Consider the following 25023-nt stretch of genomic DNA (forward strand, 5'->3'; position numbering starts at 1 on the left):
GCTCGAAGCGGTGAACTCTGCTACGGAATACCGTATTTGGGCGGCACCCTACCCGTCGGCGCGCGACCGGAGGGAGGCAGGGAAGCAGCACGGGCCCGCTGTGCGCCGACGCAAGCTCGGCGAGGAGCTGCGCGCCCTGCGCGACCGGGTGGGGCTGACCAGCGGCGAGACCGCCGACGGAGGCGCGTACGCCGCGTGCCGTGGAACTCCCCGTGATGCCCCGGATTTTGCGGGCCGAGGTCTGCGCGCGGGCGGTGACCAGGGCCGGCCTTCCTCAGCTATCTGCTCAACGACACGCATGGACAGGGGAGTTGAGACACTCACCCAACGGTCGGTGCGGTTGCCAGGATGGTGGTGACCGCCTGCGTGATCTGCCCTTCAGTCAGATCGGCGCGCGCGGTCAGTCGCAGCCGCGAGATCCCGTCCGGTACCGAAGGCGGCCGGAAGCAGCCCACGAACAGGCCCGCCGCCCGGCAGTCGGCCGCCCATCGCAGTGCGGCCCCGGGCGACGGGGCCCGTACCGACACGACCGCGGCGTCCGGCTTCGCCGCGGTCAGCCCCGCGGCGGTCAGCCGGTCGTACAGGGTGGTCGCCACCGTGCGTGCACGCGAGGCCAGTTGGGGTTCGCGACGTAGCAGTCGCAGACTCTCCAGCGCCGCCCCGGCCGCCGCCGGGGCGAGTCCGGTGTCGAAAATGAAGGTCCGCGCGGTGTTGACCAGATGGTCGATGACCTTGGCGGGGCCGAGTACCGCCCCGCCCTGGCTGCCCAGCGACTTGGAGAGGGTCAGAGTCGCCACCACTCCGTCCGCGCCCGCCAGGCCGGCGGCGTCCAAGGCACCCCTGCCGCCCTCGCCGAGAACACCGAGGCCGTGGGCGTCGTCGACCAGCAGCGCTGCACCGTGGTCGCGGCAGGCCGCGGCGTGCTCGCGCAGCGGCGCCGCGTCACCGTCGACGGAGAAAACCGAGTCGGTCACGGTGAGGGCCCGGCCGGGGTGCGCCTCGAGCGTCTTACGCACGGCGTCGGGGTCGGAGTGCGGGACGACGGCCGTCTCCGCGCGTGAGAGCCGGCATCCGTCCACGATGGACGCGTGGTTGCCGGCGTCCGAGACGATGAGCGCGCCGCGCCCGGTCAGCGCGGTGACCGCGGCGAGGTTGGCCGCGTATCCGGAGGACAGCACGAGAGCGGCCTCGAAACCGCAGAACTCCGCGAGCTCCCGCTCCAGCGAGGCATGCAGTTCGGTGGAACCGGTCACCAGCCGCGAACCGGTTGCCCCGGCCCCCCAGCGGCGGGCCGCCCCGGCCGCCGCCTCGGTGATCTCGGGGCGGTGCGCGAGGCCCAGGTAGTCGTTGCTCGCCAGGTCGAGAAGCGCGGACTCGGCGGGGCGGGGACGTAGGGTGCGGACGAGTCCGGCCCGGTCGCGCTCGCGCGCCGCTTCGTCGATCCAGTCGAACACGTCCTGGGGCATGGATGAGTCCTCGCGGTTTGTGGGCTGTCGACAGACCCTAACGGGCCCGGTCTGTGGTCAGGGTGTGGCAATACACACACCGCAAAGCGGCTCTGTTGTGCGATCTCTCCTTGGCCCGGGGCGGTGCCGTAGGTCAGGATCTGGAGCATGGATCTGCTGACCACGCTGGTGGACAAGGGGCTGCGGCGCGAACTGCCGACCCGCGAAGAGGCGCTCGCCGTACTGGCGACTTCGGACGACGAACTGCTCCACGTGGTGGCCGCGGCCGGCAAGGTGCGCCGTCAGTGGTTCGGGCGGCGGGTGAAGCTCAACTACCTGGTCAACCTGAAGTCGGGCCTGTGCCCCGAGGACTGTTCGTACTGCTCCCAGCGGCTCGGCTCGAAAGCCGGGATCCTGAAGTACACCTGGCTGAAGCCGGACGAAGCGTCCAAGGCCGCAGCCGCGGGCGTGGCCGGCGGGGCCAAGCGGGTCTGCCTGGTCGCGAGCGGCCGCGGTCCGACCGACCGGGACGTCGACCGGGTGTCGCAGACCATCGAGGCGATCAAGGAGCAGAACGAGGGCGTCGAGGTGTGCGCCTGCCTCGGACTGCTCTCGGACGGCCAGGCCGACCGGCTGCGCGCCGCGGGAGCCGACGCGTACAACCACAACCTCAACACGTCCGAGGGAACCTACGGGGACATCACGACCACCCACACGTACGCCGATCGGGTGGAAACCGTCCAGCAGGCCCAGGCCGCCGGACTCTCCGCCTGCTCGGGGCTGATCGCCGGGATGGGCGAGAGCGACGAGGACCTGGTCGATGTCGTCTTCGCGCTGCGCGACCTCGACCCCGACTCGGTGCCGGTCAACTTCCTGATCCCGTTCGAGGGCACCCCGCTGGCCAAGGAGTGGAACCTTACGCCGCAGCGGGCGCTGCGCATCCTCGCCATGGTCCGGTTCGTCTGCCCGGACGTGGAGGTACGGCTCGCGGGCGGCCGCGAAGTGCATCTGCGTACGCTCCAGCCGCTCGCCCTGCACCTGGCCAACTCGATCTTCCTCGGGGACTACCTCACCAGTGAGGGCCAGGCGGGCCAGGCCGACCTCGAGATGATCGCCGACGCCGGCTTCGAGGTCGAGGGCACGGGCACGACCACGCTGCCCGAGCACCGCTCGGACGCGGCGGCCTCCGGCGACGGCTGCGGATCGCACGGCGGCGGCTGCGCGCCGTGCGGCTCCTCGGAGCCCGAGGTGCAGGCCGCACAAGGTCCGGGCGCGGAGGTTCCCGCCGGACAGGTCCCGGGCGGGGACGTGCCGGCCCCGGAGGTTTCCGTCGCACGTACCGACCTGGTCGCGGTCCGCCGCCGCGGCGCCGGGACGGACCTAGCCCCCAATGCCTGAACCGCGGCACCCGCTCTCCCCGGACGAGCTGCTGGGCCTGGACCGGCAGCACGTCTGGCATCCGTACGGCCCGATGCCCGGCAGGCAGGAACCGCTGCTCGTCGGGTCGGCTGCCGGGGTACGGCTGCGTCTGGACCGGCCCGCGCACGGCCGTGACGAGCTGGTCGACGGGATGTCGTCGTGGTGGTCGGCGATCCACGGCTACAACCACCCCGTCCTCAATGACGCGGCACGAAGCCAGCTGGACCGGATGAGCCATGTGATGTTCGGCGGGCTCACCCATGAGCCCGCCGTGCGGCTCGCGGCCAGACTGGTGGAGATCACCCCGGCCGGGCTGGAGCACGTCTTCCTCGCCGACTCCGGGTCGGTCTCGGTCGAGGTCGCGGTGAAGATGTGCCTGCAGTACTGGCGCTCGGCTGGCCGGCCCGGCAAGCAGCGCCTGCTCACCTGGCGCGGCGGCTACCACGGCGACACCTGGCAGCCGATGTCGGTCTGCGACCCCGAGGGCGGGATGCACGACTTGTGGTCCGGCGTGCTGCCCCGACAGGTGTTCGCGGACGCACCGCCGGCCGGCTTCGACGCGGAGCCGGACCCGGCGTACGTACAGCACCTGGCCGACCTCGTGGCGCGGCACGCGGACGAGCTGGCCGCGGTGATCGTGGAACCGGTGGTACAGGGCGCGGGAGGCATGCGCTTCCACTCCTCCGGGTATCTGCGCGTGCTGCGTGAACTCTGCGACGAGCACGGTGTGCTGCTGGTACTGGACGAGATCGCGACCGGATTCGGGCGCACGGGCGAGCTGTTCGCGGCTGAGCACGCCGGGATCTCACCGGATGTCATGTGTGTGGGCAAGGCGCTGACCGGCGGATATCTGACGATGGCCGCGACCGTGTGTTCCTCGGCGGTGGCCGAGGGGATCTCGCACGGCGAGGTACCGGTGCTCGCTCACGGGCCGACGTTCATGGGCAACCCCCTCGCCGCCGCCGTGGCGCTGGCCTCCATCGACCTGCTGCTGGGGCAGGACTGGCGCCAGGAGGTCAAGCGGATCGAGGCGGGCCTGCGGGACGGGCTCGCGCAGGCCGCGGCGCTGCCCGGTGTACGGGACGTACGGGTGCTGGGCGCCATCGGCGTCGTCCAGCTGGATCACGAGGTGGACATGGCCCCGGCAACCCGCGCCGCGATTCGCGAGGGCGTGTGGCTGCGGCCGTTCCGCGACCTCGTCTACACGATGCCGCCGTACGTCACGGGTGACGAGGACGTGGCACGTATCTGCCGTGCCGTGTGCGCGGCCGCAGCCGCGGGCTGAGCGCGCGCACAGTCCCCCGAAGCAACGACGCAGGAAGGACGGTGAACTGCGATGGCCGTGGTCGTCGTCACCGGAACCGGGACGGAAATCGGCAAGACCGTCGTCACCGCCGCTGTGGCGGCGACGGCGCTGGCGGCCGGCCGGTCGGTCGCCGTACTGAAACCCGCGCAGACGGGACTGGGGCCCGGCGAGCCCGGCGACGCGGCGGAGGCGGCGCGGCTGGCGGGCGTGCTGACCGCGGTCGAACTCGCCCGCTTTCCCGAGCCGCTGGCTCCGGCGACGGCCGCGCGGCGGGCCGGTCTCGCACCGGTGCGCCCACACGAGGTGGCCGAGGCGGCGGAGAAGCTTTCCGCCGAACACGATCTGGTCCTGGTCGAGGGCGCGGGCGGGCTGCTCGTACGGTTCGACGAGTCGGGCTCCACGCTCGCCGACGTGGCCCTCCTGCTGCACGCGCCGGTCCTGGTCGTGGCCCCGGCCGGGCTCGGCACGCTCAACTCCACCGCCCTGACGGCCGAGGCCCTGCGGGCCCGGCAGCTGGAGCCGCTCGGGGTGGTGGTCGGCAGCTGGCCCGCCGTACCGGATCTCGCCGCACGGTGCAATGTGGCCGACCTGCCGTCGATGGCGGGCGCGCCGCTGCTCGGGGCGGTCCCCGAGGGCGCGGGGACGCTGGCCCCCGCGGAGTTCCGGGCGCGGGCCGGGAGTTGGCTCGGTGCCGCGCTCGGCGGTGTCTGGGACGTGGACGCGTTCGCGGCCCACGTAGCCTGACCGCATGCGAGCACGAGTGGAAGAGATTGTCTTCGACTGCGCCGAACCGGCTGACCTGGTGCGTTTCTGGGCAGCGCTGCTGGGCGGCGATCCGGTGGACCGCAACGCGGACTGGTCAGGGTCGGCGACATCGTGACGGACGATCACGGTCACTTCCAGGTGCTGCGCGACCCCGAGGGCAACGAGTTCTGTTTCGTGGGCGGATGATGCTCCGGCAGCTGGGGGAGAATTGACGGTATCCGTCCGTTCGCCGGAGGAGGACCGTCATGCCGCTGCGCAGCAACAAGTTGCCACGGGACGTCGTGCATCACCCGATGTTCGCCCGCTTCTACGCCCGGTTCAGCGTGGCTGCCGATCTCAGGGGCGGGGTGGCGGCCCACCGGGCGGAGTTGCTCTCCGGGCTCTCCGGCCGCGTGATCGAGATCGGCGCGGGCAACGGACTGAATTTCGCGCACTATCCGGCCACGGTCTCCGAGGTGGTGGCGGTCGAGCCGGAGCGTACGCTGCGCCGGCTGGCCGCGAGCGCGGCCATGCGCGCGGAGGTTCCGGTGGATGTGGTGCCGGGCGCGGCGGAGGCTCTGCCGGTCAAGAGCGAGGCGTTCGACGCGGCCGTCGTGTCGCTGGTGCTGTGCACCGTACGGGACGTGCCGCGGGCGCTCGGGGAGATCCGTCGCGTCCTCCGCCCGGGCGGCGAACTGAGGTTCTTCGAACACGGCGTGGCTCGGGGGCGGGCGATGGCCGCCACGCAGAAGGCGCTGGACCGTACGGTGTGGCCGCTGCTCTGCGGCGGCTGCCACACCGCCCGGGACGCTCTGGCGGCGATCGAGGCCGCGGGTTTCGAGATCGACGAGTACCGCCGGCTGAAGGTCCCCGAGAAGGGGGTCACGCTTCCGACGTCGACCTGCGTGCTGGGGACGGCCAGGCGGCCCCCGGTCGTGGACTGATCAGGCCCGGTGGGGACGAGGTCACGGACTCCACTGCCGCAGTTCGTCGGCGATCGCCCGCACGTCCGCATCGCCGTCCTTGACCAATCGGGCCAGATCGCGGACCTGTTCGGGCGAAGTGGCCACCTTGAGGCCGCTGGCGACGAGGTAGGCGTATGCGACGGCGGTGGCGAACATGGCGTTGGAGCGCTCAAGGGCCGGGACGTGGAGCAGGAGTTGCAGCAGCGCGGCGGCCCGGGCCTGCGGGTCGCCGTAGACAGGGATGCCGAATATCTCCGCGTCGTGCCGGCTGACGGCGGCGACCAGTGCGCCCCAGTCGGTGACCTGGGGATCGCCGGGCGTCTTGTGTTCGGCGATCATGAGCAGCCAGGCAAGGTCGATCTTGAGGCTCAACGGCGCCCTTCACGCTCGGTGCCGAACTCCTCGGCGAACACCGATTCGTAACTCCTCATGAAGTCCGCGGCCGCCTCGACAAAGGTACGGCCGGCCTCGCCCGCGTCCTGCCGGACAAGCTCCTCGATGTAACGGTTGACGCTCATCCCGCGCTGGTGGGCGCGACTGCGCGCGGCCTCCGCGGTGGTTTCGTCCACTCGTACGTTCAGCTGGGTCTTTGCCACATTCTCAAGCTAGCGCGGGAGTGCTATCACCGGCAAGGGCACGACCCCTGCCCCTTACACGTGTCGCCGCGGACCGGCCTCAGGGGGGATACCGCAGTCCCGTCCGCCCCTCTACCCTCGGCTCCTGTACGGGAGTTGGGACGGCCACAACCGGGGAGGCGGCCATGTCCACACCTGCTGCTGCGCACACGGAGGACAATCCGGACCGGGCGCCGGTCGCCGCGCGAGCAAGGGCTCTGACCAAGGCGTACGGCACGGGCGAGACGACCGTGCTGGCCCTGGACTCCGTCGATGTGGACATCGCGCGCGGGCGGTTCACCGCCGTGATGGGCCCTTCCGGGTCCGGGAAGTCCACCCTGATGCACTGCCTGGCCGGGCTCGACACGGTCTCCGCCGGCCAGGTGTGGCTGGGCGACACCGAGATCACCGGGCTGAAGGAGCGGGAGCTGACCCGGCTGCGGCGGGACCGGATCGGCTTCATGTTCCAGTCCTTCAATCTCCTGCCCACGCTCACCGCCGCGGAGAACATCACACTCCCCATGGACATCGCGGGCCGCAAACCCGACCCTGAGTGGCTGGAGCGCGTCATCGACACGCTCGGTCTGCGTGACCGGCTGGGGCACCGGCCGGCCCAGCTGTCGGGCGGCCAGCAGCAGCGCGTCGCCTGCGCCCGGGCACTCGCGTCCCGGCCCGAGCTGATCTTCGCGGACGAGCCCACCGGCAACCTCGACTCCCGCGCGGGCGCCGAGGTCCTGGCCTTCCTGCGGGAGGCCGTCGACCGACTCGACCAGACGGTGGTGATGGTGACGCACGACCCCGGCGCCGCGGGCCACTCCGATCTGGCGCTGTTCCTCGCGGACGGGCGGATCGTCGACCGGATGCCCCACCCCACTGCGGAGGCGGTGCTCGACCGGATGAAGCGGTTCGACGGCCTGCGTTCCGACCCGCTGGGAAAGGACTGAGGCCGGGTGCTGAAGGCGACTCTGCGGAGCTTCTTCGCCCACAAGGGGCGTCTGCTCCTGTCCGCGCTGGCCGTGATCCTGTCCGTCGCTTTCGTCGCGGGAAGTCTGATCTTCTCCGACACGGTCACCCGGACGTTCGACCGGCTCTTCGCCTCCACCTCGGCGGATGTAACGGTCGGCCCCAAGGAGAGCGTCAGCGGCGACCTGCCCTCGGGCGTGGTCGAGACCGTGCCGGAAAGTCTCGCCGAGCGCATCGACTCGGTCGAGGGGGTGGCCGACACCCACGTGGACGCCGCGGTGGAGAACATCACCGTCGTCGACCGTGAGAACGATCCGGTCGGGCCGACGACGGGCGCGCCCACCGTCGCGACCAACTGGTACGTCACCGACCGCAGTCCGGTGAAGCTCACCGGTGGGCGGGAGCCGCGGGGCTCGGGTGAGGCACTGCTCGACAAGGACACCGCCGACAACAAGAAGGTGCGCATCGGGGACACGCTCACCGTCCTCGCCCAGCCCGGCTCCTTCAAGGTCGAGATCGTCGGCATCGCCACCTTCACGACCACCAACCCAGGCGCCGCCCTCGTGTTCCTCGACACCCCGACGGCACAGACGAAGCTGCTGGGCCGGCCGGGCGTGGCGACCTCGATCTCCGTGACCGCCGCGCCCGGGGTGAGCGATACCGTACTGAAGGAGCGCGTCGCCGCCGCTGTGGGCGACGAGTACGAGCTGATGACGGCCGACGAGCAGGCCGAGTCGGCAGCGGCGCAGCTCGGAGGGTTCCTCGACGTCATCAAGTACGTGATGCTCGGCTTCGCCGGTGTGGCGGTGCTGGTGGGTGTGTTCCTGATCGTCAACACGTTCTCGATGCTCATCGCCCAGCGGACTCGTGAGCTGGGCCTGATGCGCGCGCTCGGCGCCGACCGGCGCCAGGTGAGCAGGTCGGTCCTGACCGAGGCGCTGCTCCTCGGACTGGTCGGGTCGACGCTGGGCCTGGCGACCGGGATCGGGCTGGCGGCCGGTCTGATCGAGCTGATGGGGCTGCTCGGGATGAACCTGAGCGCCGCCGAGATGGTCGTCGGCTGGGCGACTCCTGTATCGGCGTACGCCGTGGGGCTCGGCGTCACCTTCCTCGCCGCGTATCTGCCGGCCCGGCGGGCGGGCAGGGTCTCGCCGATGGCCGCGCTCGCGGACGTCGAAGTGGCGGGCGTCGGCAAGCCGCTGAAGGTACGGGCGGTGGCGGGCAGCCTGGTCGGCATGGCCGGTGCAGCGGCGCTCGCCGGTTGCGCGACCAGCAGCGACACCTCGTCGGCGGCCTCACTGCTGGGCCTCGGCGTGGTCCTCACGCTGATCGCGACGGTGGTGGCGGGGCCGCTCCTGGTACGGCCGGTGATCAGGGTGCTGGGCGGGGCGTTCCCCCGCGTGTTCGGCTCGGTGGGGCGGCTGAGCCAGCGCAACGCGCTCCGCAACCCGCGGCGCACCGGGGCGACGGCGGCCGCGCTGATGGTGGGACTCGCCCTGGTGGGGGGTCTGTCGGTGGCCAGCGCCTCGATGGCGCGGTCCTTCGACGACCAGATCGACAAGACCCTCGGCGCCGACTTCGTCGTACAGAACAGCAACTTCCTGCCCTTCCCGCAGGAGGTCACGCAGAAGGTGCGGGGCGTCGAGGGTGCGGGCCTGGTGGTGCGGCAGCGGTTCGCCCCTCTCGACATACGGCTGCCCGACGGCCGGCGCATCGCGACCACGGCGGCCGGCTACGACCGGGAACTCGACGAGGTCGCCCGGGTCACCTACGCGCAGGGCGACACGCCCGCGGCACTCGCCGCAGACAGCGTCGCGATGGACCGCGGGTTCGCCGAGGAGCACGGCCTCGCGCTGGGCGCCACGCTGGCGGTGACGTTTCCCGGGGAGCGCACGGCCGGTCTGAAGGTCGCCGCCCTGACCGACCAGGACGCGCCGAGCGGTCCCGGGATGGAGGGCGGGCTGTTCCTGGGCCTGGGCACGGTGGAGAAGTATCTGCCGGGGGGCCAGGATGCGGCGCTGTACGTGAATGCCGCGCCCGGCACCGACGTACAGCGGCTGCGCGAAGGACTCGAAGGGGCCCTCGACCCGTATCCGCAGGTACAGGTACGCGATCAGGCCGACTACAAGGAACTGATCCGCGATCAGATCGCCGTGATGCTGATGCTGGTCTACGGGCTGCTGGCGCTCGCGATCATCATCGCGGTGCTGGGTGTGGTGAACACGCTCGCCCTGTCCGTAGTGGAGCGTACCCGCGAGATCGGGCTCCTGCGGGCGATCGGGCTTTCCCGGGGACAGATGCAGCGGATGATCCATCTGGAGTCGGTGGTGATCGCCGTCTTCGGTGCGCTGCTCGGTCTCGGGCTGGGGCTGGTGTGGGGCCTTGCCGTCCAGCAGGTGCTGGCGCTCGAGGGCATGAAGGCGCTGGCCGTTCCCTGGCCCACGATCGTCGCGGTGGTGGCGGGCTCGGTCGTGGTCGGGCTTGCCGCCGCGGTGCTGCCGGCTCTGCGGGCGGCTCGGATGAATGTGCTGGCCGCCATCGCCCATGAGTGAGGCCTCCGGCGGGACGGGTTTCCGCCCCGGCATCGGCCCCTGCCGGACCCCTGGACCCGGCCGGAAACTGTTCGACGCTGCCCGCCGGAAGGTGGTGGGATGCCGCCATGAATGATCTTCGAATGCGGACCGCGGTGCCCTCGGACCTTCCCGTGGTGCTGGACTTCTGGCGGGTGGCCGCGGAAGGCAAGAGCATCAGCGACGACCTGACGGGCGTCGAGCGGCTGGTCGGCCGGGACCCCGAGGCGCTGATCATCGCCGAGCGCGGCGGCGCGCTCGTCGGCACGGTCATCGCGGGCTTCGACGGCTGGCGCTGCCGTCTGTACCGGCTTGCGGTCCACCCGGACCACCGCAGGCAGGGTGTCGCCTCGGCGCTGCTCGCGGCGGCCGAGGTGCGCTTTGCACGGCTCGGCGGGCGGCGCGGCGACGCGATGGTGCTGGACCGCAATGAGCTCGCGCAGCATGCCTGGACCGCGGCGGGGTACGCGCCCGAACCCCAGTGGAGTCGCTGGGTCAAGCCGCTCGGAGACTGACGGCAGGACCCTTTGCCTCTCCTTTACCATGGGTCGACCGTCCACTTCGATCGAAAGGTGTGAGCGTCCGCCCATGGGCGAGCCTCCCAGTAGCCGACATCGCGCACTCATCCTCCCCCTGTCCGACCATGGGACGGAGGTGAACCGATGACCGAAGTGCTTCTGCTCCTCGTGGCCCTTTTGCTGTGCCTGGCCTGCGGTGCCTTCGTCGCCGCCGAGTTCTCTCTCACCACGGTCGAACGCGGCGATCTCGAGAGGGCCGTCGAGCGGGGCGAGCGCGGCGCCGCCAGTGCCCTCGAGGCCGTGCGGAGTCTGACGTTCCAACTCTCCGGCGCACAGCTCGGCATCACCGTCACCAACCTGATCATCGGCATGCTCGCCGAGCCGTCGATCGCCAAGCTCATGCGCGGCCCGTTCCAGTCGATCGGCCTGTCGGCCTCGACCGCTTCGTCGGCGGCGCTGGTGCTCGGTACCGCCTTGTCGACGATCGTCCTGATGGTCGTCGGTGAACTGGTACCGAAGAACTGGGCGATCTCCTCGCCGCTGGCGCTGGCCAAGCGGGTCGCCACGCCGCAGCGGCTCTTCAGTGCCGTCTTCCGCCCGTTCATCAGCCATCTCAACAGCACCGCCAACCGCCTGGTGCGCCGGCTGGGCATGGAGCCCGCCGAGGAGCTGGCCTCCGCCCGCACGCCGCAGGAACTGGTCGCCCTGGCGCGCCACTCCGCGAAGCAGGGCGCCCTGGAGAAGGACACGGCCGAACTCTTCGTACGCACACTGAATCTGGCGGACCTCACGGCGGAAAACGTGATGACCCCTCGCGTACAGGTCACAGCACTGGATGTGCAGGCCACGGCCGAAGACGTCGCCAACGCGACGCTCGCCACGGGCCTCTCCCGTTTCCCGGTCTACCAGGGCAGTCTCGACACGGTCGTCGGAGTCGCGCACATCAAGGACGTGCTGGTCCTGCCCGCCGACCGCAGGCGCCGCTTCCCCGTCGGGCAGCTGATGCGCGAGCCGCTGCTGGTGCCGGAGTCGCTGACGGTGGACCGGCTCCTCGACCGGCTGTCCGGCCGGCGGACCATGGCAGTGGTCATCGACGAGTACGGCGGCACGGCGGGCGTCGCGACCCTGGAGGACATCGTCGAAGAAGTCGTCGGCGAGGTGCGTGACGAGCACGATCCGCACGAGACGCCGGATCTGGCTCCCGCCGGAAACGACGCCGAGGGCCGTCGGCTGTACTCGGCGGACGGCGCCGCGCGCACCGACCAGCTGCAGTCGATCGGCCTGCGGGTCCCCGACGGGCCGTACGAGACCCTGGCCGGCCTGGTGGCCACCGATCTCGGCCGGATCCCGGCCGTCGGCGACAGTGTGGAACTGAACGGCTGGCGGCTTGACGTGGTGGACGCCTCCGGACGTCGTGCGGCCAGGGTGCTGCTGCACGCCCCGGCCCCGGGTGCGAACCAGTCGGCGGAGGGAGTGCGATGACCGCGATCCAGCTTCTGATCGGCCTGGCGACTCTGGTCGTCAACGCCTTCTTCGTCGGGGCGGAGTTCGCTCTGGTTTCGGTGCGCCGCAGTCAGATCGAGCCGTACGCGGAGGAGGACAACCGCCGGGCGCGCAGCGTCCTGTGGGGGCTCGAGCACGTGTCGGCGCTGATGGCGGCGGCTCAGCTGGGCATCACGCTGTGCACCCTGGTGCTCGGCGTGGTGGCCGAACCGGCCATCGCCCATCTGCTGGAGCCGGTGTTCCACGCCGTGGGTGTGCCGGACGGACTGATCCACCCGATCTCGTTCGTCATCGCCCTCGCCGCGGCAACGTATCTGCACATGCTGTTCGGCGAGATGGTGCCGAAGAACATCGCGCTGGCCGAGCCCGTGCGGACCGCTCTGCTGCTCGGCCCTCCGCTGGTCACCCTGACCCGCGCGCTGCAGCCAGTGATCTTCACCATCAACGCGTTCGCCAACGCTCTGCTGAAGCTTCTGCGGGTGGAGGTCAAGGACGAGGTGTCTGCGACCTTCACCGACGACGAGCTGGCCCGGATGGTCAAGGACTCCAGTGACGCCGGCCTGCTCGACGACCGAGCGAGCGAGCGGCTCCACGACGCCCTGGAGCTGGGCCGCCGCCCGGTCGACGACGTGGTGCTGGCCGTGGAGCGCGTGGTGACTGCCGGGGTGGGGATCTCGCCGGAAGGGCTGGAGCGCCTGTCGGCGCAGTCCGGGTTCTCCCGCTTCCCCGTCGTGGACGACGACCGCCGCATCCTCGGCTATCTGCACGTCAAGGACGCGCTGGAGGCCGGGCCGCGCGAGGAGCCCTTCCCCATCGCCGCGCTGCGCCCGATCGCGCAGGTCGGGCGGGGCACTCCCATGGACGACGTGCTCACCGCGATGCGCCGCAGCCGGACGCATCTGGCGGCGGTGCTCGGCGTGGACGGCACCCTGGCCGGCTTGGTGACCATGGAGGACGTGCTGCGGGAGCTCTTCGGGAACGCGCCCGCGATCTGACCGGAGAGCCGCCTACGGAACGGCCGGGCACCCTGTCGCGCAGGGTGCCCGGCCGTTCCCCTGCCGTGGCGGGGTGCATGCTACTGCGCGGTAGGATCACTCTCGCCATGGAATCGAATGCCACCTACACCAGTTTTGTCGCGCTCGGCGACTCGTTCACCGAGGGCATGTCGGACGGGCTCCCGGACGGCTCGTACCGGGGCTGGGCAGACCTGCTCGCCGGACGGCTCGCGGCCCGTGCCCCCGGCTTCCGGTATGCGAATCTCGCCGTTCGCGGGAAGCTCATCGGCCAGATAGCCGACGAGCAGGTGGACGCGGCGGCGGCCATGCAGGCGGATGTGGTGACGCTGGTCGGAGGCCTCAACGACACACTGCGGCCCAAGTGCGACATGGGAAGGGTGCGCGGGCTCCTGGAGGAGGCCGCGGGCAAGCTGGCGCCGTCGTGCGGGCAGTTGGTGCTCATGCGCTCCCCCGGCCGCAACGGCCCGGTGATGGAAAGGTTCCGGCCGCGTATGGAGGAGCTCTTCTCGTTCATCGACGAGCTCGCGGCGCGGCACGGAGCACTCGTCGTCGACCTGTACGGCGTGCCCGCGCTGGGCGACCCACGGATGTGGCACGTCGACCGGCTGCATCTGACCGCCGAGGGACACCGGCGGGTGGCCGAGGCGGTGTGGCAGGCACTGGGCCTGGGTGCGGAGGACGACTGGAAGGCCGTACTGCCTCCCGCGGTGCCGCCGGGGTGGGTGCGCCGGCGCGGCAGTGACCTGCGGTTCGCGCGGGAGCATCTGGTGCCGTGGATCGGACGGCGGCTCACCGGCCGCTCGTCGGGCGACGGCCTCCCGGGCAAGCGTCCCGAGCTGCTGCCGTACGACACGCCGCTCTCGTAGTAAGCCACAAACAGGACCGGGGCGCTGGCCTGCGTAAACCGCCAGTAGAATCCGTACACGTGACTGCTGCTCCTGCGAAGCCTCGCATCCCCAATGTCCTTGCCGGCCGCTACGCCTCCGCGGAGCTCGCCGTCCTGTGGTCCCCCGAGTACAAGGTGACGCTGGAGCGGCGGCTGTGGCTCGCCGTGCTGCGCGCCCAGAAGGAACTCGGTATCGAGGTGCCGGACGCCGCCCTCGCCGACTACGAGCGGGTCCTCGACCAGGTCGACCTGGCTTCGATCGCCGAACGCGAGAAAGTCACGCGCCACGATGTGAAGGCCCGGATCGAGGAGTTCAACGCCCTCGCCGGCCACGAGCACGTCCACAAGGGCATGACCTCCCGGGACCTCACCGAGAACGTCGAGCAGCTGCAGATCCGGCTTTCGCTCGAACTGGCCCGGGACCGTACGGTCGCCGTGCTGGCGCGGCTGGGCAAGCTGGCGGCCGAGCACGCGGAACTGGTGATGGCCGGTCGGTCGCACAATGTGGCCGCGCAGGCGACCACCCTCGGCAAGCGTTTCGCGACGGCGGCCGACGAGCTGCTGGTGGCGTACGGCCGCCTCGAGGATCTGCTCGGCCGCTACCCGCTGCGCGGTATCAAGGGACCGGTCGGCACTGCGCAGGACATGCTCGACCTGCTGGGCGGTGACGCCTCGAAGCTCGCGGAGCTGGAGCAGCGGATCGCCGGTCACCTCGGTTTCGCTCATGCCTTCACCTCCGTCGGCCAGGTCTACCCGCGCTCGCTCGACTACGACGTCGTCACCGCGCTCGTCCAGCTGGCCGCCGCCCCGTCGTCGATCGCCAAGACGATCCGGCTGATGGCCGGGCACGAGCTGGTCACCGAGGGCTTCAAGGCCGGCCAGGTCGGCTCCTCCGCGATGCCGCACAAGATGAACACCCGCTCCTGCGAGCGCGTCAACGGCCTGATGGTGATCCTGCGCGGCTACGCCTCGATGACCGGTGAGCTGGCGGGCGACCAGTGGAACGAGGGCGATGTCTCCTGCTCGGTGGTCCGCCGGGTGGCGCTGCCCGACGCGTTCTTCGCGTTCGACGGGCTGCTGGAGACGTTCCTGACGGTGCTTGACGAGTTCGGGGCTTTCCCGGCGGTCGTGGCACGGGAGCTGGACCGATACCTGCCGTTCCTCGCCACCACCAAGGTGCTGATGGGCGCGGTGCGGGCCGGGGTCGGCCGGGAGGTCGCACACGAAGTGATCAAGGAGCACGCGGTCGCCGCCGCACTGGCGATGCGTGAGCAGGGTGCCGAACGCAATGAACTGCTGGACAAGCTGGCAGCCGACGAGCGGATTCCGCTCGACCGCGCGCAGCTGGACGAACTGATGGCCGACAAGTTGTCGTTCACGGGCGCGGCAGGCGACCAGGTGGCGGCTGTGGTGTCGAGGATCGAGGAGATCGCCAAGCAGCGCCCGGAGGCTGCCGGATACGCGCCGGGGTCGATCCTCTGACCGCCGACGATCTCCAGGCCGCCCGCGACCGCGTCGTTCCCGATGTGGTCGCGGGCGGTCTGCGTGTGCTCTTCTGCGGAATCAATCCGGGGCTGATGTCGGCTGCGACGGGGCACCACTTCGCCCGCCCCGGCAACCGCTTCTGGCCGGTGCTGCATCTGTCCGGCTTCACCCCGCGGCAGTTGAGGCCGGACGAGCAGGACGAACTGCTCACGCACCGGCTCGGCATCACCAACGTGGTGGCACGGGCCACCGCACGGGCCGACGAGCTCACCGCAGAGGAGTTCCGCGAGGGCGGCCGGATCCTGACGGCGAAGGTGGAGTTGCTGCGTCCGGCGTGGCTCGCGGTGGTGGGAGTGACGGCGTACCGCACGGCGTTCGGGGACCGCAAGGCGCTGATCGGGCCGCAGGAGCGGACGATCGGCGGGACGCGGATCTGGGCACTGCCCAATCCCAGTGGTCTGAATGCCCATTGGACGGCCGCGACGATGGCCGAGGAATACGGCCGGCTGCGCGCTACCGCGGAGGGCCGCGGCCGGCTGTCGCCGTGAGCCGGACCGCGGTTGGTTCCGCGGCGCGTTCCAGTCCTGATCAAGATGACGCGTCGGCTTATGTGGCCTGTCAGGAGGGCAAAGCAGCGAGCCGGTTGGTCAGGAGCTGGTTGATCTCGGTCGGGTTCACATAGCCGAGGCCGGACAGCCGGCCCGCCTCGACGACGGTCGGGGCACCCTCCTAGGGCGGATCGATCTCGGTGACGGCTGCGACCAGCTGGAACGGGAGCTCCCCGGCCCACTGGGCCACTCCGAGCGCCAGCCACCGCTCTTCGATCCGCCACAGGTGGAGATCGACGACGCTGCCGCTCAACTGGTTCCATGGCTCCGGTATGCCCTCCCCCTCCATGCCGCGGATCAGCAGGCTCCAGAGACTGAACACCTGGGGTTCACCCCACCGCACGGACAGCGCCTGCGCGAGGGCGGCGCACTCCGCCGCGTACTGGTCCTCAACCTGGGCACGCCGCGTTCCGTCGTCCTCCCAGAACTCCTCGCTCGTACTCAACTCCGCGAGGTGGTAACCGGGCCCGCTGGAGCCGACGTCGGATCGACCGCGCACCGAGGGAAACTCTCGGGTGCGCAGTATGTCGATCGTGGCCAGGTGCTGTGCCGTGGTCATGCTGGAAGTAAACCTGCCCGCACTGACAATTGGCCGCCGTTCAGGCGTCCTTGTGCTTCATCGAGAACCAGCCGGCAAGCACGGCGGCCGCCGCCCAGCGCCGTGACGCCGTGCCCTGCCCGTGGCCCCCCAGTGGCCCTTCCGGGCATTGATGCACCACCAGTTGCCCAGCTTGGTCCGGGAGAGGCGGCGACAGGTGGCCATGCTTCTGACTGTGTGGCTCCCCATGCCTGCGGTGGGCCTGGTTTCAGAGCGGCCACGGAAGGCGGACGCTCACCGAGCGCGAGGGGGCGGTGCTGCGGCTCATGGCCCGCGGCCTCTCGAACGCGGAGATCGCCGCAGAGCTGATCGTCGGCGCGGAGCCGGTCAAGTCGCACGTCAGCGGGGTACTCGCCGAGCTGCGAGCGCGTGACCGTACCCTGGCGGCATCGCCGCCTACGAAGCCGGCTTCGTCTCTCCGGCGTGACGCCCGGGCCGGCGGCCCGGGCGTTGTATTTTCACAGTGGTGAGATGCCTCGTCAGCCGGCCGTGTCGGGTGCCGCCTGCTGGGAGCTGGAAGCCCAGGACGCGAGGAAGCGCAGGGCGTCGTGCGAGGGGGTGCCCGGCTCGGCGGTCCAGATGACGACCTGCTGGTCGGGGTCGGTGCTGGCGGTGAGGGTGTCCCAGTCCAGGGGGAGTTCACCGGCGATGGGGTGCTGGAAACCCTTGGTGCCCACGCCGAGTGTGGCGACGTGGTGGGCGGCCCACCACTGGCGGAAGTGCGGGTCCTGGACGGAGAGTTCGCCCACGAGGGCGGTCAGGCGCGGGTCGGCGGGGTACTTGGCGGCCATGCGCAGCTGGGCGACACAGGTGCGGGCGACGGTTTCCCAGTCCGTGTAGAGCGTTTTCATGGCGGGGTCGGTGAAGACCAGACGAACGTAGTTGCGGTGCTTTTCCGGGATCCGTGCGAAATCGGTGACCAAGGCGGCCGCGAGCGCATTCCACGCGAGAATATCCATGCGGCGGCCCATGACAATGGCCGGCGTGGCTGTGAGGTCGTCGAGGAGTCGCTGCAATTGCGGCTGAATCCTCTGCCGTGTGCGTCAGCGGGGTCGGTGCTGATCGCCGCCGGCTGGGCAACCTCCTCAGGCCGGCCGCCCTGCGCGGGCCACCGGTGTCGGGCAGGCCCACGGCACGGGGGCTGAGCTCGGCTCGTCGGGCCTTGAGGAACTCGCCCAGCTCGTTCAGGTGTGCGTCGCGGGTCATGGGACCAGTTCGCACCGGTCCCCCGAAGTGTGGGGGGAGGATTTTCTCGCAGGATGTTTATGTCCTAGGAGGAAAGTCTGCCCTTTGCAGGCGTGTGCGGGGGATGCGAGTGTCGATGACGTGGCACCAGAGAGCCCGGCACGGAATGGACCGCGGCCGTGGGGAGCACCCATCGGTGGCCCTCGAAATTATGCGAGTAAGGCAGGGAGGGCATTATGGCGGAAGAGCAGTTTCCGGAGCGCAAGGCGACCGGTGGCGTTGCGCCGAAGCCGGTCGAACCGGCCGACAACATGATGTTCGGCGACCGCTGCGGCGACGACCTTCCCAAAACCCAGTGGGGCCGGCGCGTCACCGACGACGAATGCCACTACCCGCAGACCTGCCCCCTCCCACCGGATCGGCGTAGGGCAGCGGCCACACCGGCGGGAACACAGATGCGGGCCCTGGGCCCACTTGAACGACATACCTATGGAAGGTGCCTCATGCAAGCAACATTCATGTACGGTCCCGGCGATGTGCGCGTGGAGAACGCGCCCGATCCTGGCCTGCAGCAGCCCACCGACGCGGTCGTGCGCATCGTGCGCTCGTGCATCTGCGGCAGCGACCTGCACCCTTACCACAACATCCCGGCCTCCGAGCAGGGCACGCCGATGGGCCACGAGTTCCTCGGCGTGGTGGAGGAACTCGGTTCGGACGTCTCGGGCTTGAAGCGCGGCGATCTCGTCGTGGCACCCTTCGCATGGGCTGACAACACCTGCGACTTCTGCCGGGAGGGTCTGCACACCTCCTGCCGTCACGGCGGGTTCTGGGGGGTCGGCGGCATCGGCGGGGGGCAGGCCGAGGCTATTCGCGTCCCACAGGCGCAGGGCACGCTGGTGAAGCTGCCCGTCGGCGAGGACTCCGCCCTGCTGCCGTCGCTGCTGACCCTGTCCGACGTGTACGGCACCGGACACCACGCAGCGAAGATGGCCCAGGTGAACCCGCGCACCACCGTCACCGTCATCGGTGACGGAGCGGTCGGACTGATGGCAGTGCTGTCCGCCAGGCGGCTCGGGGCCGAGCGCATCATCCTCATGGGCCGGCACAAGGACCGCACCGACCTCGGCCGTGACCTCGGCGCGACCGACGTGGTCGCCGAGCGCGGCGAGGAAGGCATCGAGAAGGTACGAGAGCTGACCGGCGGCGACGGCACCCACGTGGTGTTGGAGGCCGTCGGGTACATGGACGCATACGACATGGCGGTCGGCGTGGTTCGCCCCGGCGGCGTGATCAGTCGCGTCGGAGTGCCTCAGTACGAGGAGGCCCCGATCGGTGTCAGCACTCTCTTCGGCCCCAACGTCACCTTGACCGGTGGTCCCGCCCCGGTGCGCGCCTACATCGATGAGCTCATGCCCGACATCCTCGAGGGGAATGTCGAGCCGGGCCGGGTGTTCGACCGCACCATCAGCCTGGACCAGGTGCCGGACGGCTACCGTGCCATGGACGACCGCGAGGCGCTGAAGGTTCTTGTCCGCCCCTGATCACCCATACCAGAGACGGGGCAGAGCACGCCGCAGAGGGTTGGAGACCCGGTGCTCGGGCGTCGGCGCGCAGCTCGGCCTCGGGCACCGGCTGCGCGGCCCGCGGCGGCCGGCGGTCAGAAGTCGACGGGGCCACGGATGCGGGGGCAGGTCATGCAGTGGCCACCGCCGCGTCCTCGGCCCAGCTCGGCGCCGACGATGGTGATGACCTCGACTCGGGCTTTGCGCAGAAGGGTGTTCGTCTGCGGTTGCGGTCGGCATGCCGGCGACCACGACATGCTCTGCCGCGCCGTTCTTGAACAGCGATGCCGCGACCTGTGTGATCGCCTGCCGGGACGTACGTTCGCTCATGCCCATCAGGACGACACCATTGCCGACCGGCATGATGTCGCCGCCCTCGAACGTCGCCTGCCCCCAGCTGAGTTCCGGATCACCCCACCACACGGTGGAGCCGGTGAAGTCATGGGTGGAACTCGTAGACGGCCTTCATCAGCAGCGTCTCGTCGTGACGGGCCGGCCACTACAGCGGGTTCAGCGTCACCCCCTCGTACCGCCAACAGTTCGTGCCACGGGTGTAGAGGTGTTGGGCAGCGGAGGCATGAGGTATTCCCGGACGCCCGTCGACTCACGGACGAGGGCGACGTAGGGGGCCGGAACTCGTCCGGCAGGTCGGACGTGGCGAGGCCGCCGATCAGATACTCGGCGAGCCGGCGGGGATCGAGCGTCTCCAGGAAGGCACGCGTGCCGTCGATCAGTCCGATGCCCACCTCGTTCGCGGTGATCTTGCGGTCGAGGAGCCACGACCTCGCCTCGGGAACCGTCATCGTCTCCGCAAGGAGGTCGTCACCCCCGCTACGAAGGTCTGGCCATGACGGCCGCACACCGGTCTATGGAGACCGGCAATCTATCGCATATATGCCGAATTGACCGGAAACGGAGCCCGGAGAGTCTGGTACTCGCCGGAGGTCTGAGGCCGTCGGTGAGGCCGGCTTGACTCCTGACGCGGAAGGGCGCCGAAGGGAGGCGTCACTCGGCGATCTCTGTCCGCTCCCACCACTCGTAGACGGGCAACCGCCCCTCCGGGCTGTCCTGATGCCGCGTCGTGAGCTTGAAGTGCTCGTATCCGCCGCGGTGCTTGATCTTCAGCTCTTGTCCGGGAGGGGTGATCGGGACGATCCGCTCGTGCAGATCGTCCGGGCCGCCCTCGAGGACTGCCTTGGTCGCCATTGCCCCAGTCTTACAACCCGCGGGTTGGCTCGCACGTCGGCGTACGTCCGCCCGCGCCGAGTCCGCGCCGAGCCCCCCGTCGGGCGTGCGTCGGGCGTGCTCGCCACTCGCCGCACTCGCGACCAGCGAGTACGATCCGGCAAACACGCGTACGAGCTGGGAGGACACACGTTGGGGCAGCTGACCGGCGGGGACCCCTCCTTGCTCCGGCGAATCAACTCCGCGGTGGTACTGCACGCGCTGCGCAGCGCCGACGCCCCCACCCTCACCGACCTGACGCGCGTCACGGGCCTGTCCCGCCCGACCGTCGAGGGCGTGGTGGAAGGGCTCATCGGCGCCGGCCTCGTCGTCGAGGCCCCCGCTGAGGACGGTGAGGCGCGACGGCAGGGCCGGCCCGCCCGCAGGTTCCGCTTCCGGGCGGAGGCCGGCCATCTGCTGGGCATCGAGATCGGACCGCACCGTATCGCCGCGCTCCTGTCCGGCCTCGACGGCCGGATCATTGGCGCCGGCTCCCGGGACGTCTGCGAGACCGCCTCCTCGGACGAGCGGCTGGAGCGTACGCGCGCCGTGGTCGCCGATCTCCTGAGGCGCGCGGGCGTGCCGCGCGGTTCACTGCGAGCCGTGGGTGTCGGCAGCCCCGGAATCGTGGAGGCGGACGGGACGGTACGGCTGTGCACCGCGCTTCCCGGCTGGACGGGACTGCCGCTCGCCGAACGCCTGCGCCGGTCGTTCCGCTGCCCCGTCCTGGTGGAGAACGACGCCAACACGGCGGCCGTGGCCGAACACTGGAAGGGCTCGGCCACCGACTCCGACGACATCGTTTTCGTCATGGCGGGACTCAGCCCGGGCGCCGGCTCGCTCATCGGCGGCCGCCTGCACCGCGGTTACGGCGGGGCGGCGGGCGAGATCGGCGCCCTGCACCTCCTCGGACGGGATGTGACCCCGGAGAGGCTGCTGTCCACGACGGACGAGCCATTGCACCCCCTGGACGAACAGGCCGTCGCGGATGTGTTCGCGCACGCCCGGAACGGCGATGAACAGGCCGTCGCGGCGGTGGACCGGTTCATCCAGCGGCTTGTGCACGACGTCGCCGCCCTGGTGCTCGCGCTCGACCCGGAGCTGGTCGTCGTAGGCGGCTGGGCCGCCGGGCTGGACGGTGTCCTGGAACCGCTGCGCAACGAGCTGGCCCGCTACTGCCTGCGGCCACCCCGGGTGGCGCTGTCCCTGCTGGGTGAGGCGGCGGTGGCGACGGGTGCGCTGCGGCTGGCGCTCGACCACGTCGAGGAGCAGCTGTTCGCGGTGGAGGGAACGGTGACGGCGCGCCGTTGAGGCAACGGGCCGCACAGACCGCTCCGAGCGCTTACGGGAAGCAGCCCTGGGCGGACGCGGGCCCACCTCTTCGCGCGGCCGGGCGCCCCGGGGGCGTGGGCCCGCGTCAGGAAGCCCGGCGCTCCTGCTCGTGGTGGCTGATCTCCAGGTCGCCGGAGTCGCCGAAGGTGAGGCGACAGGTGTCGGCCCGGTAGGTGGCCACGGAAACCGCGGCGGTGCCGTCCTCGGTGAAGTACCGCGTGGTCACCACCAGGACCGGCGCACCGGGGAGCCGGTCGAGCTCCCGAGCGTCGTCGGCCCGGGCCGAGCCGAGCTCGACAGCCCGGTCCTGGCCCTCCAGACCGAGGCGCTGCAGCTCGCGCAGGACCGCTCTGGCGCGGGCCGGGCCCGCCGGGGCGTCGATGGCGGGCAGGTCAGGCACGGACGCGGCGGGTACGTACAGGAGCTCGGCCGCAACGGGCTGGCCGCGGCTGACCCGCGTGCGGCGCACCGTGTGCACCGTCTCGTCCGGCTCCGTGTCCAGCAGGCGGGCGACCGCCGCGGCGGGCAGCGTCTCCGTGCAGTCCACCGGCTGCCAGGCATCACCGGCCGCGCCCGGCCAGACATGCTCACCGGAACCGACGGCCACACCCATGCGGGGCGGGGCGACTGTGGTGCCGACTCCACGGCGGCGCTGCAGGCGGCCTTCCAGCTCCAGCTGCTCCAGCGCCTGCCGGAGCGTGGCACGTGCGACACCGAAGCGGGCAGCGAGGTCACGCTCGTTCGGCAGCACCTCGCCGACGGCGAAATCCGAGTCGAGTGCCTCGCTGAGCACGGTCTTGAGGTGCCAGTACTTCGGCTCCGGCACCGTTTCCAGCTGCGTGGTCCCCACCCTGATCCTCCGCAATCGCCGTGTCCCGGCGGCTTTTCCGCGCCCTTGTTTATTAAAGGTTCCTGCACTATCCCTGCGACGATAGGACGGCGCATCCCCTTGGTCAAGACCAATCCTCGTACGATTACGCGGCGCTTCGATGCCATTGCCGTACGGCGTTCACACGGCGTTCGTGCAGGCCACACGGAAGAACCCCGTCGCAGCCGGACGTGGGGCTCTCCTGCGAGGACGGGGACCGGGAACTACCGCGGGACGAGGCCGGTGAGCTTGTCGGGGTTGCGGACGGCATAGATGCACTGGATCCGGCCGTCGGCGACCTCCAGCTGGAAGACGCTGTCGGGCCGCCCGCCGGACAGCACGAGGAGGGCCGGGCCGCCGTTGATCTCGAGGAAGCGGAACTCGACGTCCGCGGCGGCCTGCTTCGCGACGCCCACGAGGAACCGGCCCACCTTGTCGGCCGTCTCGATGACGCGCAGGGGCGCCTTGGCCTTCCCTCCGCTGTCTCCCACGAGGCGGACGTCCGGCGCGAGCAGCGACATCAGGGCCTCGAGGTCGCCGCCGCCCGCGGCGGCGAGGAAGCGCTCGGTGAAGGCTCGGCGTTCTGCCGGGTCCACGTCGTACCGCGGCTTGCGCTCGTCCACGTGCCGGCGGGCGCGGCCGGCCAGCTGGCGTACCGCCGCTTCGCCGCGGCCGAGAGCGGTCGCGATCTCGGCGAACGGGAACCCGAAGGCCTCCCGCAGGACGAACACAGCTCGTTCCAGGGGCGAGAGCGATTCCAGGACGACCAGCACGGCGAGCGACACGGAGTCGGCCAGGACAGCCTGCTCGGCAGTGTCCGGGAGGGTGGGCCCGAAGTCGGTGACCAGAGGCTCCGGCAGCCAGGGGCCCACGTAGGCCTCACGACGCGACTGGACCTGGCGCAGCCGGTCGATGGCGAGGCGCGTGGTGATGCGCACCAGATAGGCGCGCGGCTGCTGGACGTCGCCCCGGTCGGCGGCCGACCAACGCAGCCAGGCGTCCTGTACGACGTCCTCGGCATCGGCCACTCGTCCGAGCATGCGGTAGGCGACGCCGGTCAGTACCGGCCGGTGCTCCTCGAAGACGTCGGTCACGGTGTCTGTAGCCACCCCCCTATCCCACCCGAGAGAAGAGGGCCCTGTCCAGGCGAAATCGGTGCCTCGGCCATGCGTCGTGCCACACTCTTGAAGTCGGACCTACTGAGCGGTAATTGTTTGCTGACAGGGTGTCTACTCGAAGCTCTGCCTGATCCCTTCGACGAGGAGCAGCAGCATGACCGCCACGGTCTCCTTCACGATCGAGTCCCCCCGGGGAAACCGCACAGTGTCCGTCGCGTACGAGCGTCGCGGCGCCGGCGAGCCCCTCCTGCTGCTGCACGGCATCGGCCACCACCGCCAGGCATGGGATCCGGTGCTGGACATCCTCGCCGCCGAGCGGGAGGTGGTGGCGGTGGACTTGCCCGGGTTCGGGGAGTCTCCGGCGCTGCCGGACGGGATTGCGTACGGCCTGCCGACGGTCGTGCCCGCGCTCGGCGCGCTCTGCGCGGCGCTGGAGCTCGACCGCCCGCACGTCGCGGGGAACTCGCTGGGCGGGCTGCTCGCGCTCGAGATGGGGCGCGAGAAGCTCGTCCGCTCGGTCACCACCCTGTCCCCGGCCGGTTTCTGGTCGGAGGCCGAGCGCCGGTACGCCTTCGCCACGCTGCTTGCCATGCGCGCAGGGGCCCGGCTGCTGCCGCTTCCCGTGATCGAACGGATGTCCCGTAGCTCGGCCGGCCGTGCCGTGCTGACCAGCAGCATCTATGCCCGTCCCGGCCGCCGTTCACCGGAGGCGGTCGTCGCCGAGACTCTCGCACTGCGCGCGGCCACCGGCTTCGACGCCACGCTCGCAGCCGGCCGCGATGTGCGTTTCACGGACGACATCACGGGCATTCCGGTGACCGTCGCCTGGGGGACCCGGGACCGGCTGCTGCTGCGCCGCCAGGGCGTCCGTGCCAAGTACACCCTCCCGGGAGCCCGACTGGTCCGGCTGCCCGGCTGCGGTCATGTCCCGATGAACGACAACCCGGCTCTGGTCGCCAGGGTCATCCTGGACACCAGCCGGGCCGCCCGAGCGCCCTGGTCAGGAGCTGTCATAGCTGTGCCGGCTCCGCGGCATAGAAAAATCCACCTAATCGACCAGAAGCACACTTAACCCGTCAGTCACAAAGCGTTCG

The 25023-nt window shown here is 70.7% G+C and carries 25 protein-coding genes and 3 pseudogenes; 17 read left to right on the forward strand and 11 right to left on the reverse strand.

Going from position 1 to position 25023, the window contains the following annotated elements; all coding sequences use genetic code 11:
* Positions 1 to 320 precede the first annotated feature (320 nt).
* Entirely contained in the window at positions 321 to 1466 is a 1146-nt protein-coding gene (locus AB0M62_RS14285) for an 8-amino-7-oxononanoate synthase (protein ID WP_366074460.1), read from the reverse strand.
* Between the two features lie 147 nt (positions 1467 to 1613).
* On the opposite strand from AB0M62_RS14285, the gene bioB reads away from it, so the two are divergent.
* The 5 genes from bioB to AB0M62_RS14310 all read left to right on the forward strand — a co-directional run bounded on the left by bioB (position 1614) and on the right by AB0M62_RS14310 (position 5858).
* Positions 1614 to 2843 carry a biotin synthase BioB gene (gene bioB / locus AB0M62_RS14290; protein ID WP_366074461.1) on the forward strand — a complete coding sequence of 410 codons (1230 nt, stop codon included), beginning with the start codon at positions 1614 to 1616 and terminating at the stop codon, positions 2841 to 2843.
* The gene (locus tag AB0M62_RS14295) at positions 2836 to 4149 is read left to right on the forward strand and encodes an adenosylmethionine--8-amino-7-oxononanoate transaminase (RefSeq protein WP_366074462.1); all 1314 of its coding nucleotides are present in this window, start codon (positions 2836 to 2838) and stop codon (positions 4147 to 4149) included. The genes bioB and AB0M62_RS14295 overlap by 8 nt, the downstream gene beginning before the upstream one ends.
* 51 nt (positions 4150 to 4200) lie before the next feature.
* Entirely contained in the window at positions 4201 to 4914 is a 714-nt protein-coding gene (gene bioD, locus AB0M62_RS14300) for a dethiobiotin synthase (protein WP_366074463.1), read from the forward strand.
* 4 nt (positions 4915 to 4918) lie between these two features.
* Positions 4919 to 5050 carry a VOC family protein gene (locus tag AB0M62_RS14305; protein ID WP_366074464.1) on the forward strand — a complete coding sequence of 44 codons (132 nt, stop codon included), beginning with the start codon at positions 4919 to 4921 and terminating at the stop codon, positions 5048 to 5050.
* Positions 5051 to 5180: 130 nt separating this feature from the next.
* Positions 5181 to 5858 carry a class I SAM-dependent methyltransferase gene (locus AB0M62_RS14310; protein ID WP_366074465.1) on the forward strand — a complete coding sequence of 226 codons (678 nt, stop codon included), beginning with the start codon at positions 5181 to 5183 and terminating at the stop codon, positions 5856 to 5858.
* A 21-nt stretch (positions 5859 to 5879) separates the two neighbouring features.
* Here AB0M62_RS14310 and AB0M62_RS14315 read toward each other — a convergent pair whose 3' ends face one another.
* Together AB0M62_RS14315 and AB0M62_RS14320 are read right to left on the reverse strand one after the other, a co-directional pair.
* Positions 5880 to 6251 carry a fic family toxin-antitoxin system, toxin component gene (locus AB0M62_RS14315; RefSeq protein ID WP_366074466.1) on the reverse strand — a complete coding sequence of 124 codons (372 nt, stop codon included), beginning with the start codon at positions 6249 to 6251 and terminating at the stop codon, positions 5880 to 5882.
* Positions 6248 to 6475, reverse strand: a complete 228-nt coding sequence (locus AB0M62_RS14320) for an antitoxin (RefSeq protein WP_366074467.1) — start codon at positions 6473 to 6475, stop codon at positions 6248 to 6250. The genes AB0M62_RS14315 and AB0M62_RS14320 overlap by 4 nt, the downstream gene beginning before the upstream one ends.
* A 164-nt stretch (positions 6476 to 6639) precedes the next feature.
* On the opposite strand from AB0M62_RS14320, the gene AB0M62_RS14325 reads away from it, so the two are divergent.
* The 8 genes from AB0M62_RS14325 to mug all read left to right on the forward strand — a co-directional run bounded on the left by AB0M62_RS14325 (position 6640) and on the right by mug (position 15982).
* Positions 6640 to 7437: an ABC transporter ATP-binding protein gene (locus AB0M62_RS14325; protein ID WP_366074468.1), complete on the forward strand. Its 798-nt coding sequence runs from the start codon at positions 6640 to 6642 to the stop codon at positions 7435 to 7437.
* 6 nt (positions 7438 to 7443) lie between these two features.
* A complete protein-coding gene (locus AB0M62_RS14330; RefSeq protein ID WP_366074469.1) occupies positions 7444 to 10008 on the forward strand; it encodes an FtsX-like permease family protein in 2565 nt (854 codons plus the stop codon).
* Positions 10009 to 10115: 107 nt separating this feature from the next.
* Positions 10116 to 10541, forward strand: a complete 426-nt coding sequence (locus AB0M62_RS14335; RefSeq protein ID WP_366074470.1) for a GNAT family N-acetyltransferase — start codon at positions 10116 to 10118, stop codon at positions 10539 to 10541.
* Positions 10542 to 10688: 147 nt separating this feature from the next.
* Positions 10689 to 12026 (forward strand): hemolysin family protein, encoded by a 1338-nt coding sequence (locus AB0M62_RS14340; RefSeq protein ID WP_366074471.1) that lies wholly within the window; start codon positions 10689 to 10691, stop codon positions 12024 to 12026.
* The gene (locus AB0M62_RS14345) at positions 12023 to 13042 is read left to right on the forward strand and encodes a hemolysin family protein (RefSeq protein WP_366074472.1); all 1020 of its coding nucleotides are present in this window, start codon (positions 12023 to 12025) and stop codon (positions 13040 to 13042) included. The genes AB0M62_RS14340 and AB0M62_RS14345 overlap by 4 nt, the downstream gene beginning before the upstream one ends.
* A 107-nt stretch (positions 13043 to 13149) precedes the next feature.
* A complete protein-coding gene (locus tag AB0M62_RS14350; RefSeq protein ID WP_366074473.1) occupies positions 13150 to 13929 on the forward strand; it encodes an SGNH/GDSL hydrolase family protein in 780 nt (259 codons plus the stop codon).
* Positions 13930 to 13988: 59 nt separating this feature from the next.
* Entirely contained in the window at positions 13989 to 15431 is a 1443-nt protein-coding gene (purB, locus tag AB0M62_RS14355; protein WP_366074474.1) for an adenylosuccinate lyase, read from the forward strand.
* Positions 15428 to 15982: a G/U mismatch-specific DNA glycosylase gene (gene mug, locus AB0M62_RS14360; RefSeq protein ID WP_366074626.1), complete on the forward strand. Its 555-nt coding sequence runs from the start codon at positions 15428 to 15430 to the stop codon at positions 15980 to 15982. Before purB ends, mug begins: the two co-directional genes overlap by 4 nt.
* 181 nt (positions 15983 to 16163) lie before the next feature.
* Here mug and AB0M62_RS14365 read toward each other — a convergent pair whose 3' ends face one another.
* Positions 16164 to 16601 (reverse strand): hypothetical protein, encoded by a 438-nt coding sequence (locus tag AB0M62_RS14365; protein WP_366074475.1) that lies wholly within the window; start codon positions 16599 to 16601, stop codon positions 16164 to 16166.
* 272 nt (positions 16602 to 16873) lie between these two features.
* On the opposite strand from AB0M62_RS14365, the pseudogene AB0M62_RS14370 reads away from it, so the two are divergent.
* Positions 16874 to 17067: pseudogene (locus AB0M62_RS14370) on the forward strand (LuxR C-terminal-related transcriptional regulator); the annotation flags it as partial.
* 52 nt (positions 17068 to 17119) lie between these two features.
* Here AB0M62_RS14370 and AB0M62_RS14375 read toward each other — a convergent pair.
* Positions 17120 to 17846, reverse strand: a pseudogene (locus AB0M62_RS14375) (transcriptional regulator).
* Between the two features lie 482 nt (positions 17847 to 18328).
* Between AB0M62_RS14375 and AB0M62_RS14380 the strand changes: the two are divergent.
* Complete coding sequence (locus tag AB0M62_RS14380) at positions 18329 to 19366, forward strand: alcohol dehydrogenase catalytic domain-containing protein (RefSeq protein WP_366074476.1); 1038 nt, start codon at positions 18329 to 18331, stop codon at positions 19364 to 19366.
* Between the two features lie 116 nt (positions 19367 to 19482).
* Here the strand turns inward: AB0M62_RS14380 and AB0M62_RS14385 are convergent, their stop codons facing one another.
* The 4 genes and pseudogenes from AB0M62_RS14385 to AB0M62_RS14400 form a co-directional block, all read right to left on the reverse strand.
* Positions 19483 to 19644, reverse strand: a complete 162-nt coding sequence (locus AB0M62_RS14385) for an arginine deiminase family protein (protein ID WP_366074477.1) — start codon at positions 19642 to 19644, stop codon at positions 19483 to 19485.
* Between the two features lie 25 nt (positions 19645 to 19669).
* Positions 19670 to 19756 (reverse strand): annotated as a pseudogene (locus tag AB0M62_RS14390) (arginine deiminase family protein); the annotation flags it as partial.
* Positions 19723 to 20247, reverse strand: a complete 525-nt coding sequence (locus AB0M62_RS14395) for an arginine deiminase family protein (protein WP_366074478.1) — start codon at positions 20245 to 20247, stop codon at positions 19723 to 19725. The gene AB0M62_RS14395 and the pseudogene AB0M62_RS14390, both read right to left, overlap by 34 nt.
* A 145-nt stretch (positions 20248 to 20392) precedes the next feature.
* Entirely contained in the window at positions 20393 to 20593 is a 201-nt protein-coding gene (locus AB0M62_RS14400; RefSeq protein WP_366074480.1) for a DUF5988 family protein, read from the reverse strand.
* Between the two features lie 171 nt (positions 20594 to 20764).
* Between AB0M62_RS14400 and AB0M62_RS14405 the strand changes: the two genes are divergently transcribed.
* Positions 20765 to 21922, forward strand: a complete 1158-nt coding sequence (locus AB0M62_RS14405) for an ROK family transcriptional regulator (RefSeq protein WP_366074481.1) — start codon at positions 20765 to 20767, stop codon at positions 21920 to 21922.
* A 106-nt stretch (positions 21923 to 22028) separates the two neighbouring features.
* Here the strand turns inward: AB0M62_RS14405 and AB0M62_RS14410 are convergent, their stop codons facing one another.
* Together AB0M62_RS14410 and sigJ are read right to left on the reverse strand one after the other, a co-directional pair.
* On the reverse strand, positions 22029 to 22793 hold the full coding sequence (locus AB0M62_RS14410) for a GntR family transcriptional regulator (protein WP_366074482.1): 765 nt from the start codon (positions 22791 to 22793) through the stop codon (positions 22029 to 22031).
* 242 nt (positions 22794 to 23035) lie between these two features.
* Complete coding sequence (gene sigJ / locus AB0M62_RS14415) at positions 23036 to 23920, reverse strand: RNA polymerase sigma factor SigJ (RefSeq protein WP_366074483.1); 885 nt, start codon at positions 23918 to 23920, stop codon at positions 23036 to 23038.
* A gap of 163 nt (positions 23921 to 24083) precedes the next feature.
* Between sigJ and AB0M62_RS14420 the strand changes: the two genes are divergently transcribed.
* On the forward strand, positions 24084 to 25001 hold the full coding sequence (locus tag AB0M62_RS14420) for an alpha/beta fold hydrolase (protein WP_366074484.1): 918 nt from the start codon (positions 24084 to 24086) through the stop codon (positions 24999 to 25001).
* Positions 25002 to 25023 lie beyond the last annotated feature (22 nt).

It is taken from the genome of Streptomyces sp. NPDC051219, assembly GCF_040682335.1.
Lineage (GTDB): Bacteria > Actinomycetota > Actinomycetes > Streptomycetales > Streptomycetaceae > Streptomyces.